Annotated in this window: 12 protein-coding genes; 9 read left to right on the plus strand and 3 right to left on the minus strand. The window is 47.0% G+C overall.

Annotated elements, in window-relative coordinates; genetic code table 11:
• Position 1: 1 nt before the first annotated feature.
• Together AC6R16_RS21800 and AC6R16_RS21805 are read right to left on the minus strand one after the other, a co-directional pair.
• Positions 2-481 carry a TIGR02444 family protein gene (locus tag AC6R16_RS21800; protein ID WP_004745855.1) on the minus strand — a complete coding sequence of 160 codons (480 nt, stop codon included), beginning with the start codon at positions 479-481 and terminating at the stop codon, positions 2-4.
• Positions 478-2400, minus strand: coding sequence for an ABC transporter ATP-binding protein (locus tag AC6R16_RS21805; RefSeq protein ID WP_500675719.1), 1923 nt, complete (start codon positions 2398-2400; stop codon positions 478-480). The genes AC6R16_RS21800 and AC6R16_RS21805 overlap by 4 nt, the downstream gene beginning before the upstream one ends.
• Positions 2401-2571: 171 nt before the next feature.
• Here AC6R16_RS21805 and kefG point away from each other — a divergent pair, with 171 nt between their 5' ends.
• The 7 genes from kefG (at position 2572) to motX (ending at position 9246) form a co-directional block, all read left to right on the plus strand.
• The gene (gene kefG, locus AC6R16_RS21810) at positions 2572-3159 is read left to right on the plus strand and encodes a glutathione-regulated potassium-efflux system ancillary protein KefG (protein WP_004745857.1); all 588 of its coding nucleotides are present in this window, start codon (positions 2572-2574) and stop codon (positions 3157-3159) included.
• Positions 3149-4945, plus strand: coding sequence for a glutathione-regulated potassium-efflux system protein KefB (gene kefB / locus AC6R16_RS21815; RefSeq protein WP_500675720.1), 1797 nt, complete (start codon positions 3149-3151; stop codon positions 4943-4945). The genes kefG and kefB overlap by 11 nt, the downstream gene beginning before the upstream one ends.
• A 35-nt stretch (positions 4946-4980) precedes the next feature.
• Positions 4981-5175: a YheV family putative zinc ribbon protein gene (locus tag AC6R16_RS21820; protein WP_004745859.1), complete on the plus strand. Its 195-nt coding sequence runs from the start codon at positions 4981-4983 to the stop codon at positions 5173-5175.
• 92 nt (positions 5176-5267) lie between these two features.
• On the plus strand, positions 5268-5849 hold the full coding sequence (gene slyD, locus AC6R16_RS21825; RefSeq protein WP_004745860.1) for a peptidylprolyl isomerase: 582 nt from the start codon (positions 5268-5270) through the stop codon (positions 5847-5849).
• 103 nt (positions 5850-5952) lie between these two features.
• A complete protein-coding gene (locus tag AC6R16_RS21830) occupies positions 5953-6894 on the plus strand; it encodes an isoaspartyl peptidase/L-asparaginase family protein (RefSeq protein WP_500675721.1) in 942 nt (313 codons plus the stop codon).
• A 172-nt stretch (positions 6895-7066) separates the two neighbouring features.
• Entirely contained in the window at positions 7067-8383 is a 1317-nt protein-coding gene (locus AC6R16_RS21835) for an adenylosuccinate synthase (RefSeq protein WP_004745865.1), read from the plus strand.
• A 224-nt stretch (positions 8384-8607) separates the two neighbouring features.
• Complete coding sequence (gene motX, locus AC6R16_RS21840; RefSeq protein WP_004745868.1) at positions 8608-9246, plus strand: flagellar protein MotX; 639 nt, start codon at positions 8608-8610, stop codon at positions 9244-9246.
• 101 nt (positions 9247-9347) lie between these two features.
• Here motX and AC6R16_RS21845 read toward each other — a convergent pair whose 3' ends face one another.
• On the minus strand, positions 9348-10757 hold the full coding sequence (locus tag AC6R16_RS21845) for an amidohydrolase (protein WP_500675722.1): 1410 nt from the start codon (positions 10755-10757) through the stop codon (positions 9348-9350).
• A gap of 254 nt (positions 10758-11011) precedes the next feature.
• Between AC6R16_RS21845 and rnr the strand changes: the two genes are divergently transcribed.
• Both rnr and rlmB read left to right on the plus strand, forming a co-directional pair.
• On the plus strand, positions 11012-13474 hold the full coding sequence (gene rnr, locus AC6R16_RS21850; protein WP_425666271.1) for a ribonuclease R: 2463 nt from the start codon (positions 11012-11014) through the stop codon (positions 13472-13474).
• Positions 13475-13498: 24 nt separating this feature from the next.
• Positions 13499-14236, plus strand: a complete 738-nt coding sequence (rlmB, locus tag AC6R16_RS21855) for a 23S rRNA (guanosine(2251)-2'-O)-methyltransferase RlmB (RefSeq protein ID WP_500675723.1) — start codon at positions 13499-13501, stop codon at positions 14234-14236.
• The last annotated feature ends 279 nt before the right edge of the window (positions 14237-14515 follow it).

A 14515-nucleotide genomic window follows, 5' to 3' on the forward strand; every position in this document is an offset into this window, starting at 1 on the left:
CTTATAGATTGGCGATATCATCGATAGGTTCAGCAAAAGCCTCATACAGCTGCTCACCGCCTAATTGGCGGCAGTAACGTAAAGTAAGGGGCTCAGCGTGATTCACTGTAAGTTCAATACTGTTGATACAATCGACCAGATCAGATTGCTGCTGCTTTTCTAATTGCAGCTCAAATTGCAGTGATTCACGATACAAGGTATCTGGGAGGTGGAGCTTGAGTTTTCGTCTTAGCTCGCGGTAACTGTGCAGTAAGGCTTCTGAGCGCCCAAGGCATTCTTCAACCTTGTGCCAGTCCTGCTCTTGAAAGCAGACCTGCTGCTCATCAAGCCATTTAAGCAACAGGAGTAGGTTAACGTTACCTTTGAAATGATTTTGTAGATGGAGGCACGCCTCTTTTACTTCTCGCACACTGTAGTACTGCAAGCTAAATTGCCACAACCGTTCCAGTGTTAAAGAAATAGCGACGTGCTTTGAACTCATTGGCTATTGAACTCCTGCTCCATATTCTCTAGCTCTTCTTGTAGAGCCATCCATTCCATTTCGACATCTTCTAGCTCACTTTTGCTATTGGCCTGAATAGCTAACACTTCGTTAAGTTTAGCTTTATTTTCGGCATCATAAAGTGAGTTATCTGATAATTGCGTTTCTGCTTCCGCAAGTTTAACGCCCAACTTATCCATTTTTTCTTCAAGTTTTGTCAGGTTTTTGCGAATTGGTGCCGTTTGCTTACGGAACTCGGCTTCACGACGTTTTTGATCTTTCTTTGCCGCCGCGCTATTCACAGAGCTCTTTTCAGGTTGCTGAGCTTGAGCCTCTCGACGATCGGCTTTTTGTTGTTCCGTCAACCACTTGTAGTAATCAGCTAGGTCGCCATCAAATGGTGCAACTTGGCGGTCATGTACAAGATACAAGTCATCTGTGGTTGCACGTAACAAGTAGCGGTCGTGCGAAACAATCACCATGGCACCTTCAAAGGTTTGCAGAGCCATCGTGAGCGCTTGACGCATATCCAGGTCAAGGTGGTTAGTTGGTTCATCGAGAAGCAACAGATTAGGCTTTTGCCATACGATTAAAGCCAGTACTAAGCGTGCTTTCTCACCACCAGAAAATGGTGCGACTTTTTCTAGCGCTTTTTCGCCTTGGAAGCCAAAGCTGCCTAGGTAGTTACGCAGTTCAAGCTCGTTCTTATCTGGGGCGATTTGCATCATATGCTGCAGTGGCGTTTCTTCAGGGTGCAGCGTTTCCAACTGGTGCTGGGCAAAATAGCCAATTTTGACGCCTTGCGAGTAGGTTAGATCGCCGCCTTGAGGAATGAGCTCACGCGAGAGTAATTTGATGAGCGTTGATTTACCCGCACCATTGCGACCTAGCAGGCCAATGCGACTACCAGGGACTAGGTTAAGGCGAATCTTTTCTAAAATCAGATTGTCACCGTAGCCCGCTGACACTTCATCCATCATGATGATTGGGTTTGGCAATGCGTCAGGTTCGCGGAACTGGAAACTGAACGGGTTATCAAGCTGAGCAGGTAGCACTTTTTCCATGCGCTCAAGGGCTTTGATACGGCTTTGTGCTTGGCGAGCTTTTGAGGCTTTATAGCGGAAGCGGTCGATATAACTCTGCATATGCGACATTTGCTTTTGCTGCTTTTCAAATTGAGCTTGCTGCAAGATGAGTTTTTGCGCGCGTTGATCTTCAAACGAAGAGTAGTTGCCTGTGTACTCATTGAGTTGCTGGTTTTCGACATGAATAACACGACCCACGATAGGATCTAGGAAATCACGGTCGTGAGAGATAAGCACAAGCGTGCCAGGGTAGTTCTGTAGCCAGCGTTCGAGCCACATAACAGCATCAAGATCTAAGTGGTTGGTTGGTTCATCGAGTAGCAAAAGATCCGAGCGACAAAGCAGTGCTTGTGCAAGGTTAAGGCGCATACGCCAACCACCAGAAAACTGAGTGAGATTCCAGCTCATCTGATCTTGGCTAAAACCTAAACCATCGAGCAGTTCTGCGGCGCGTGCGCGAATACTGTAGCCACCAATGGTTTCAATCTTGCCATGGATTTCGGCGACCAAAGTACCTTTATCCTGTTGCTCTGCTGTCTCCAGTTCTGATTCTAAGCGGCGGTATTCACGGTCACCATCAATGACATACTCAATAGCACTGCGCTCTAGTGCAGGGGTTTCCTGTGCCACCCAAGCCATTTCCCAGTGCGCCGGCTTACTGAAGTTACCTGCGTCAATAGAGAGTTCGTCTTTGATTAGGGCGAATAGGGTTGACTTACCACAACCGTTTTTGCCGACTAGACCGACTTTATCGCCTGGATGAATGGTCGCCGAAGCTTGATCTAGAAGTGGTTTGCCACCTCGAAGAAGCTGGATGCCAGAGAAGGTAATCATAATCTTTTGCTTTGTCTTTGCTCGTATTGCGACGAATAGTAGGGCAGTTAACGAGTTATGTCGATCGTTGCGTTATTGCCACTAACAACGTATAACAAACTGATAACGATAAATAGCAATAAAAACAGTCATAACTGGCTATTCATAACATTAAGGATTGCTGTCGAAGGAATGCAGAGTTTATCATCCGACAAGCCTAAAGTGTTGGTGCTTTACGCCCATCCAGAGTCACAAACTTCTGTGGCTAATCAAATGATGATCAAGAAGATTGAATCGCTTGATCACGTCCACGTGCACGATCTTTATGCACACTACCCAGATTTTTTTATTGATGTACCGGCTGAGCAGCAATTGCTTGAAGAACACGATGTGATTGTGTTCCACCATCCTCTTTATATGTACTCTTGCCCCGCTTTGCTTAAAGAGTGGTTCGATCGCGTTCTCGGTAAGGGGTTCGCCTACGGCAAGGGAGAAGCGCTGAAAGGAAAATACTGGCGCAGCGTAATTACCACCGGAGGCAAAGAAGAAGCTTTTGGGCGCTCCGGTTACAACCGCTATCCGCTCGATGAAATTCTGCAGCCGTTTGAGCTTACTGCCGCGCTGTGTCAGATGGAGTGGATTGAGCCACTGGTGCTTTATTGGGCACGCAATGTCAGTGAAATGGAACGCTATCAACATGCAGAGACCTATCGTCAATGGCTGAATAATCCATTGCTAACCTATACTGAACAAGTAGTAGGGGGTGGGAATGGCGCTTGAAAGTGATTTTCTCCAGAGTAGTGTGATCTTTCTGACGGCTGCGGTTATTGCCGTGCCGCTTGCTCAGCGATTGGGTCTTGGCTCAGTGCTGGGCTATTTGCTTGCGGGCGTCGCTATTGGTCCTTGGGGACTAGGGTTGATCCGCGATGTAGAAGCCATCCTCCATTTTGCTGAGTTTGGTGTTGTTCTGCTGCTGTTTCTGATCGGTTTGGAACTGAACCCGAAAAAGCTGCTACAAATGAAAGGCCCGATATTAGGGCTTGGCGGGGCGCAAGTTGTTGTCACTACTTTGGTATTGTCTTGTGTTGCTTATCTGGCAGGAACGTCTTGGCAAACCAGTCTTGTGATTGGCATGGGCTTAGCGCTTTCTTCTACCGCTATCGCCTTGCGAGTCATCGAAGAGCAAGGGTTAGCCGGTGGCGAGACCGGACAGTCTGGTTTTGCGGTTCTGCTGTTCCAAGATATTGCTGTCATTCCTATGCTTGCGATTCTTCCGGTCTTAGCCGGGAATACAGCAGGTAACTGGCTCGATGCGTTGTGGATGCTAGGCGGTGTCGGCGGGCTGCTGGTAGGTGGTCACTTCCTACTAAGGCCTCTGTTTCGCTATGTGGTGCTCAGCGGTGTCAGAGAGTTGTTCACAGTTGCGGCACTGCTGTTGGTCATTGGCATCGCCTTGTTAATGAAACACCTTGGTCTATCCATGGCACTTGGCACCTTCTTGGCGGGCGTGTTACTCGCAGAGAGCGAATATCGCCATGAACTTGAGATAGCGATTGAACCTTTTAAAGGCTTGTTGCTTGGACTGTTCTTCATTGCTGTTGGCATGGCGGTCAATCTTGGCTTACTTGCTTTAGAGCCTTTCACAATATTAGCCGCTGTTGTCGGGTTAGTTATCGTTAAGGGGCTGATTCTTTACCTTCTAGCACGACTCGCGGGCAGCAGCGCTAAAGCTCGCAGCAAGATGGCAGCAATACTAAGCCAAGGTGGTGAGTTTGCTTTCGTTATATTCACTGCCGCGAGCAGCGAAGGCTTAATCAACCAAGAACAAACCGCCTTTTTGTTAGTGGTCGTCAGTTTGTCTATGGTGACGACGCCGCTGCTGCTGATGGCACAAAACAAATGGTATGCCCGTGGCCTAAACGCAGAATCGGTCGAAGCGCTGCGCAGCGATGTCATTAATAAGCAGCCAAGAGTCATCATTGCAGGCTTCGGTCGTTTTGGTCAGATTATTGGCCGTTTGATGTATGCCAATAAGATCAAAGTGACCGTGTTGGAAAGTGATGCCAGCCAGATCCAGTTGCTGCGCAAATATGGCTATAAAGTTTTTTATGGTGATGCAACTCAGCTCGATTTGCTGCGCGCGGCTGGGGCAGATAAAGCAGAGGCCATGGTTATCTGTACTGACTCGCCAGATGAAATCATGAAGATTATTGAGCTGTGCCAAACCCATTTCCCTGATTTGAAACTGCTCGCACGTGCTCGAAGCCGCGTCGAAGCTTATCAACTTCTGAGCCATGGGGTAGACAACTACTCGCGTGAAACCTTCTTGGGTGCCTTAGATCTTGGTCGTCAAACCTTAATCAATTTAGGCATGCATCCGTATCAAGCAAAGCGAGCGGAAGCGCATTTTAGAAAGCTCGATAATGCTATGCTCAAAGAATTGCTTCCTCAGCACAATGATGACAAACAATTGGCCCAAAGAGCCAAAGAAGCCCGCAAAGAACTGGAAGAGATATTTGGTCGAGAAATCGAGAGCGATCAACAAGCCAAAAACTTCTGGGATTAATTTAGGTCACTAGACCCCAATAACTGAGTTGTACAATGAAGAAAAGATTTATCGCAGGCGCCAGTTGCCCAAAGTGTTCAGCACAAGACACTTTGCGCTGGTGGATAGAGAACAATATTGAGTTAGTAGAATGTGTTGAATGTGGTCACCAAGACCAACGTCAGCCTCAGTCCGTTGAGAAAACAGAGCATGGCGGTCAAGAAATGATCGGCATTTTTAAGCCCGATTGATTGTGTTTCTATAAATCATCCCCATAATACCCCCGTAGAAAGTTTATAGACCTTAGTTTGGGCTAAGGTCCTTTATTCTCCTTGGAGTAAATATGAAAATTGAAAAGAACGTAGTTGTAAGCCTTGCTTACCAAGTGAAATTGGAAGACGGTGTTGTTGTTGATCAGTCTACGGCTGATGCGCCACTAGATTACCTACACGGCAACAACAACCTAATCACTGGTCTTGAAACAGCACTGGAAGGTAAGGAAGCAGGCGCTAAGTTCTCTGTAACCGTTTCTCCAGAAGAAGCATACGGTGAGCACAACGACGCACTTGTACAACGTGTTCCTGCAAATGTATTCCAAGGTGTTGAGCAAATCGAAGTAGGTATGCGTTTCTTAGCGGATACTGACCAAGGTCCAATCCCTGTAGAAGTGACAGAAGTGGATGGCGACGAAGTGGTTGTTGATGGTAACCACATGCTTGCGGGTCAAACACTGACTTTCGACGTTGAAGTTGTAGCGGTACGTGAAGCGACAGCAGAAGAAGTTGAGCACGGTCATGTTCACCAAGCTGGTGGCTGTGGTCACGACCACGATCACGAAGGTGGTTGTTGTGGTGGCGAAGGCCATGATCACGGTGAAGAGAAGAAAGATGGCTGCTGCGGTGGCGGTAGCTGCGGTTCTCACTAATCCGTTAGCTTAGAACTAGATTGTAAAAGGCGTTTCCCGCTGTACGGGAAACGCCTTTTTTGTTATTAACTTATCAGTCAACTCGTTGTTAGGAGAGCCGTCGATGACTCAACCATTCTCAATTGCCATTCATGGCGGAGCCGGAACTATATTACGTGATCAAATGAGCGAAGAGTTAAAGGCTTCCATCCTAGCTGACCTTGAAGCTTCGGTTCGCGCTGGGCATAGCATTCTAGCTCATTCGGGTGATGCGCTTGATGCGGTCGTTGCCGCGGTTAAAGTGCTCGAAGACTCACCGAACTTTAATGCAGGCAAGGGCTCTGTCTTAACCCATAAAGAGATGGTTGAAATGGACGCGTCTGTCATGCACGGCAAAGATAAAAATGCCGGTGCTATAGCAGGTGTGCGTCATATCAAAAATCCTATCGAGCTTGCACGCGAGGTGATGAACAAGAGCAACCATGTATTACTGATTGGTGAAGGGGCCGAGGAGTTTGCATTCGAGCATGGTTACGAGTTCACCGAGCAGGACTATTTTTTCACCGACCGCCGCTATGAGCAGCTGTTATCGATGAAAGAGAAAGGCTTGTTTGCTTTGTCTGAGTCTAAATATCCTGATGATAAGAAATACGGCACAGTAGGGGCGGTAGCACTGGATCAGCAAGGCAACCTTGCGGCGGCAACCAGCACTGGGGGCGTGACTAACAAGAAATATGGCAGGGTAGGTGACTCTTCGATCATCGGCGCTGGGACATTTGCAGAGAATGGCAATGTTGCTGTTTCCACCACAGGAATGGGTGAGTTCTTCATTCGTCAAACTGTCGCGGGCGATGTTGCGGCAAGAATGCGTTACCTGAAAGAAGATTTAGCCACCGCATGTGAGACGATTATTCAAGGTGAGCTCAAAGAGATGGGCGGAGAAGGTGGTCTGATTGCCGTTGATGCCCAAGGACAGCTCCATTTTGCGATGAACAGCAGTGGCATGTACCGAGCAGGCATCGACGCAAATGGTCGCTTTAGCGTGAAAATCTACGCAGATGAGTAGCTAGTAAGCGACTTGAGCCCACCAAGAGTGCTATAAGTCGCTGATATAATTCGACGTTAGCTGAGTCACCCCTTTATTTAAGCGGTATTACGCTTAGATGATTAAAAAATGACTGCAAGAAATGTGATTCAGTGCTAGAATCCATTTTTAACTAGCAACAGATACTGGAAAGATGGGAAATAACGTAGTCGTTCTGGGCACCCAATGGGGTGACGAAGGTAAAGGTAAAATTGTTGACCTTTTAACTGAAGATGCAAAGTATGTGGTTCGCTACCAAGGCGGTCACAACGCAGGTCACACTCTTGTAATTGACGGTGAAAAAACCGTTCTTCACTTAATTCCATCAGGCATCCTACGCGATAACGTAAAATGTGTTATCGGTAACGGCGTTGTACTATCGCCTGAAGCACTTCTTAAAGAAATGAAGCCTCTTGAAGCGCGTGGTATCCCGGTTCGTGAGCGTCTTTTCGTTTCTGAAGCTTGTCCTCTAATTCTTCCTTACCACATCGCTATCGACAACGCGCGTGAAATCGCTCGTGGTGCTAAAGCGATTGGTACAACTGGTCGTGGTATCGGTCCAGCTTACGAAGATAAAGTTGCTCGTCGCGGTCTTCGCGTTGGTGACCTTTTCGACAAAGAAATGTTCGCTGAGAAACTAAAAGAAGTGATGGAATTCCATAACTTCCAACTAGAGCACTTCTACAAAGCTGAAACAGTAAGCTACGATGAAGTTCTTGAGCAGTGCATGGGTTACGCTGATCTACTAACCTCTATGGTTATGGACGTAACTGACGAACTAGACGCAGCACGTAAGCGCGGCGATAAGGTAATGTTCGAAGGTGCTCAAGGTACTCTACTAGACATCGACCACGGTACATACCCATACGTAACTTCATCTAACACGACTGCTGGTGGTGTTGCTGCAGGTTCTGGTTTTGGTCCTCGTCACATCGGTTACATCCTTGGTATTACTAAGGCTTACTGTACTCGCGTTGGTTCAGGTCCATTCCCAACTGAGCTTTACGATGGTCTAGACAAGCAAGACCCAGTAGGTAAGCACCTAGGTGATGTTGGCCACGAGTTTGGCGCAACAACAGGTCGTCTACGTCGTACAGGTTGGTTCGATGCAGTGGCAATGCGCCGTGCAATCCAAATCAACTCTCTAACTGGTATGTGTCTGACTAAACTAGACGTTCTTGATGGTCTAAAAGAGATCAAGATCTGTACTGGTTACAAGATGAAAGATGGCTCTATCCTAGAAGTTTCTCCAATGGCTGCAGAGTCATTCGAAGAAGCGACGCCAATCTACGAAACTATGCCAGGTTGGTCTGAGACAACATTTGGTGCTAAGTCGCTAGACGCGCTTCCACAAGCAGCTCTAGATTACATCAAGCGTATCGAAGAGCTAACGGGTGTACCAGTAGACATCATTTCTACAGGCCCAGACCGTAACGAAACAATCATTAAGGTTCACCCTTACCAGGCTTAATCTCTGATTGTTCAGCAATTTTAAAAACCGGCGTCTATCGCCGGTTTTTTTATAACCAATTTTTCTTGCGATCCCCTTAACTTACGGCAACAATTTGCCATAGAACGGCAATTTTGATTAAAGAGTTAGCATTGATTGCCGATACTAGTATCAAGCTTGCCGTGTTTGCGGCAAATCTGATGTTGACGAAAAAGCATCAATGGTCGAAGTTAAGAGTGCAGAAAATGAAGCTAAGAAAATTAGCTGCTTCGATGGTGTTGGCGTTAAGTGCCTCATGGGTACAGGCAAATGAATTGCCTGATATCGGTGAGCCAATACCTATATATACCGAAGCCGAACTAATTAAACTCATCAACAACAACCAACATTTAGAGCGTGTAAAAGCCGATAACTGTCAGCTTGTTGAAGATATTGTGGCTCGTGCGACTCGAATCAGCTTACCTGCGTATGAATTTTTATACGGAGATATGTTGGCATGGGGCGTGTGTGTCAATCAAGATGTAGAGCTAGGTCTCTACTACATGGAAAATGCTGCCCACCAAGGTTTGCCAGCTGCTCTAGAGCAGATTGGTCGTTACTACTCACGTGGCACCTTAGTTCAGCAAGATAAGGAGCGCGCGATTCCTTACTTGCGTGAAGCGGCGGCTATGGGCAATCTAAATGCGCGTATTCACTTAGCAGAACTGCTGCTACGTGATTATGGTAGTCCGCTTGACTATGAAGATGCCTATCGCTGGCTTTATAATTCAGTCACTGCTGATCAGCGGGTACACAAACGCATTAGTGTGTTAAGGCAAGGCTTAGAGAGGCGCATGCCTCAGAACATTATCGCAAGAGCGAAAAAGCGCGATACCTTCTGGTAACTGCTAAATGGTTTAAATGCACCTGACTTACTGCACTCGGTCGGTTGCGAAAATACAAAAATGCCCAGCACTTGCTGGGCATTGTTATTACTAGCCTGCGGTTATTGGACCACTTCACCAGATTCAATCACTGTCTCACGAACCACTTTAGTGAATTCAAGTGCTTCTTTGCGAATCGCTTCTTCATCGACAGTGAGCATTTTACGATCCTGCATCAGTACGTTTCCATCAACAATTGAGTGACGCACATTGCCTGAGTTTGCTGAGTAAACCAAAGCCGAGTACGGATTATAGACTGGCACCATATTTGGTGCTTTAGTGTCGATGACAATGATATCTGCCAGTTTGCCAGCTTCAAGAGAACCGATTTTGTCTTCCATATGCAGCGCTTTAGCTGCACCCATGGTCGCCATATCAATTACTTTGATTGGCGGCATTGCCGCGCGATCTTTGTTAACCAGTTTATGTACTTTAGCCACTTGGTTGAATTCATCAATAGTACTCAAAGTGTTGCCTGACATCGGCCCATCAGTGCCTAAGCCAATACGAACCTCTTCATCGTACATCTTAAGAGCAGGAGAAACGCCTTTTGCAGATTTAATGTTGGCACTCATGTTGTGTGCGACGCCCATATCTGCTTCTTTCACCAGTTTGATGTCTTCGTCATCAACTAAGATCATGTGAGCGCCAACCAGATTTTTGTTCAGTGCGCCAATGCTATGCATGTATTGAACAGGCGATAGGCCATCAGAGCGTTGTGCGATTTTCTCTTCTTCACGGTGTGATTCCGCTAAGTGAATCATCACTGGCACATCGTGTTCAAGCGATAGCTTAGCCACTTTTTGCAGTGTTTCAGTGGTGTTCGTATATGGGGCGTGTGGCGCGAAAGCAGGTGTGATTCGCGGGTGGTCTTTGTACTCTTCGATAAAGTTAAGGGCGTACTGAATGCCTTCATCTGCGTTGGCGGCATCGGCAACCGGGAACTTAATCACTGTTTCACCCAAAATGGCACGCATACCGATCTTATCGACGGTCTTTGCCACTTCATCTTCAAAATAGTACATGTCCGCATAAGTGGTTACGCCACCTTTAACCATTTCGACGTTACCAAGGTTTGCCCCGATACGTACCATATCACGTGAAACAAGCTTAGCTTCTAGTGGGAAAATATAGCGGTGGAGTCGATCTGGGACATCGTCAGCAAGAGAGCGAAATACCGTCATAGAGACGTGAGTATGGGTATTGATAAGGCCAGGCATAACAATATCGCCATCCACATTCAGTACTTTCTTCGCTTGGTATTGTTTCTCCAGTGATTGATCGCCAACTGCAATGATTTGATTGCCCTTAACCACTACCGTTCCTTTTTCATACACGGTTTTATCTTGGTTCATAGTGAGAACCATGGCATCTGTGATCATTAAATCCGCTTTCTCAGTAGCGGATGCCTGAAGCGAGAACAGACCAAGGCTAGCGATAGCCGAAGCGATTAAGGTACGTTTGATACTCATAGCAACACCTGTAGTAAAAGGAACAGTAAATTTTTCCTAAATCATACCCCCTTCTTTACTAGGTGCAATCGTTTGCTTGGTCAGTTGCAATAAAGTGTGATCTTTATCGTACGATGTTATGAGTTGTGAAGAGTCGAGATAAGTTATGAAAAACAGTTGGAAAAACTGCGAAATTAAAGCGACTTACCTGTAGCTTACCTCGCTAGTCAGATATACTAGTTTTAATTCCCCTCCTTTGCTAGTTAGGCGCGCCTATGTCAGACAATATCCATAATGACCCTTTTGCAGCTCGTGAATCGGAAAATTATGAAAACCCGATCCCAAGCCGTGAGTTTATTCTTGAGTTCCTCAGCCAAGCTGGTGTTCCGATGAACCGCAATGATCTCTTTGAAGCTTTAAAGCTGAAAGGAGAAGATCATTATGAAGGCTTACGTCGTCGACTGCGCGCTATGGAGCGTGACGGGCAACTGGTCTTCACTCGGCGTCAATGCTATGCCTTACCAGAGAAGCTGGAAATGGTGAAAGGCTATGTGATTGGTCATAAAGATGGTCATGGATGGGTACGTCCCGAAGGAAGCGTCGGCAAAGATAACGACATCGTACTTCCTCATCACCAAATGAAAAACATCATCCACGGTGACTATGTTTTAGTTCAACCAACGGAGAACTCAAAGCGAGGCCGAAAGGAAGGGCGCTTAGTTCGTGTACTTGAAGAGCGCGTCACGCAAATCGTTGGTCGCTTCTTTATGGAATATGGTTACTCATATGTGGTGCCAGATGACTCGCGCATTAGCCAAGACATCTTGATCCCGAATGACCTACGTGCAGGGGCGCGTATGGGGAATGTCGTGGTGATTGAAATTACGGATCGTGGCTCTCGTTCTCGCGGTATGATGGGTAAAGTGGTTGAAGTCTTAGGTGAAAACATGGCACCAGGGATGGAGACACAAATTGCGATCCGTACTCACCAAATTCCCCACGAGTGGCCTGAAGCAGTCGATAAGCAAATCGAAGGACTTGGTGAAGAAGTACCGGAAGAGGCAAAGGTCGGCAGGGTAGACCTGCGCGAACTGCCACTCGTGACTATCGATGGTGAAGATGCTCGCGACTTTGACGATGCTGTTTTCTGTGAGAAAAAGAAAAGCGGTGGTTGGAGACTTTGGGTCGCTATTGCTGATGTCAGCTATTATGTTCGCCCAGACAGTGCACTGGATAAAGAAGCGATTAACCGTGGTAACTCGGTTTACTTCCCATCGCAAGTGGTTCCAATGCTCCCGGAAGTATTATCTAACGGCTTATGTTCCCTTAACCCACAAGTCGATCGTCTGTGTATGGTGTGTGAGATGACCATCTCCGAGACGGGTAAATTATCTGGCTATAAGCATTACGAAGCGGTGATGAACTCTCATGCTCGCCTAACCTATAACAAGGTACATCATATCCTTGAAGGGGATGAGGAGCTGCGCCAAAGATACGAACCACTCGTTCCTCACTTAGAAGAGCTGCATAAGATGTACAAGGTGCTTAAGCATGCTCGTGACAATCGTGGTGCGATTGAATTTGAAACGGTGGAAACCAAGTTCATCTTCAATGCGGAGCGTAAGATTGACAGTATTGAACCTGTGATTCGCAACGATGCGCACAAGATTATTGAAGAGTGTATGATCTTAGCCAATATCGCTTCTGCTTCTTTGGTCGAAAAAGCAAAAGAACCGGCACTCTACCGAATTCACGAATCTCCGGGTGAACTCCGTCTGCAAGGTTTTCGTGACTTCTTGGGTGAGTTAGGTCTGCACTTAAATGGTGGTTTAGAGCCATCGCCAACCGATTATGCTGACTTAGTTAAGCAAATTGGCGAGCGTCAAGACAAAGAGCTGATTCAAACCATGCTGTTGCGTTCGATGAAGCAAGCGGTCTACAACGCAGATAACTGCGGCCACTTTGGCTTGGCACTAAAACGCTACGCGCACTTTACCTCGCCTATCCGTCGCTACCCAGACTTGCTATTGCACCGCGCGATTAAATATCTAATTGCCAAAGAAAATGGCACATTGAAAGATCGCTGGACACCAACCGGTGGTTGCCACTATTCATTTGATGACATGGACTTCTACGGTGAGCAATGTTCGATGACTGAGCGTCGCGCCGATGATGCGACTCGCGAAGTTTCTGATTGGCTCAAATGTGAATACATGCAAGACCATGTTGGTGAGGAACTCGAAGGCGTTATCGCCAATGTGACTGGTTTTGGTTTCTTCGTTCGTCTTAGCGATCTGCATATTGATGGTTTGGTGCATATTTCAGCGCTGGCGAATGACTACTATCAATTTGACCCTATTGGTCAGAGACTTATTGGTGAAAGCTTTGGTGCTATCTATCGATTAGGTGATGCAGTGAAAGTCAAAGTGCTTTCCGTTAATCTCGATGATCGTCAAATTGACTTTGAATTAGTCGAAACAAGTCGTAAGCTACGCGGCGAAGGGAAGACGGCTAAGAAGCGCGCGGCAGAGGCGAAAAGAAAAGCCAAAGAGAAAAAACGCGCCGCAACCAAAGGTGGCAAAGCAGGCCGTAAAGCCAGCCCTGACGTTGAACCAACCAAACGTCCGGAGCCATCAGAGTCAGGAACAGGCAAGAAGCCGAAAGTGACTAAGGCGCGTAAAAAAAAGCCGGGCGCAAAACCTAAGAAAGCCAAGCGTACTAAGAAAGCTGCGCAGTAAGAATTTAACCCAACAGGTTTTTAAATGAGTAACGAATTTATCTATGGTATCCACGCTGTAAAAGCAGTACTAGAGCGTGAACCAGAGCGTTTCATTGAAGCGTTCGTATTAAAAGGTCGTCAAGATGACCGTCTAATGCCGATTCTGAATGAGCTACAAGTGTGTGGTGTTTCAATTCAGCAGATGACTCGTAAAACGTTAGATGACAAAGCTCGTGGGGCTAACCATCAAGGTATTATGGCGCGTGTTAAGCCCGCTAAACAGCTTAATGAAAATGACTTAGATGACATTCTTGCTAAGCATGAGTCACCATTACTGTTAGTTCTTGATGGTGTCACAGACCCGCATAACCTAGGTGCTTGTCTACGTAACGCTGATGCAGCGGGTGTTGCGGCGGTTATTGTACCGAAAGACAAATCAGCAAACATTACGGCGACAGTCAGTAAAGTGGCCTGTGGCGCGGCAGAGACCGTACCTTTGGTTCGCGTGACTAACCTAGCTCGCACCATGCGTGTGTTGCAAGAGCAGGGGGTATGGTTTGTTGGTACAGCAGGTGAAGCGACACACGACATATACCAAGCGAAGCTAACAGGTTCGCTAGCTATCGTTATGGGCGCAGAAGGTGACGGCATGCGCCGCCTGACTCGCGAAACTTGCGATGACCTAATAAAGATCCCGATGGCAGGCAGTGTCTCAAGCCTAAACGTCTCTGTTGCATCAGGTGTATGCCTATTTGAAGCGGTGCGCCAGCGCTTAGCTTAACGTGTAGGAACGCTGCGCTCCTAGATAACGGGAGCGCTACGCTAATGGAGAACTGGAGTTGACCTCTTGAACCTGAGTGGTCAACTTTAGCTCTCCAGCTCTCCAGCTCTCCAGCTCTCCAGCTCTCCAGCTCTCAGTAGGACGAAGTCCGTTCCCGCATCCCGAATCCAAGTCCCCACTCCCTCTTCTGCGTTTATTTTTCAAACAGCGCTTGCAAGTAAAACTGTGATCTGTATAATGCGTCGCACTGGTTAAGCCAGTTGTGAACCAATGAGCGAA

Source organism: Vibrio sp. R10-SG3-ISO10 (assembly GCF_059834185.1).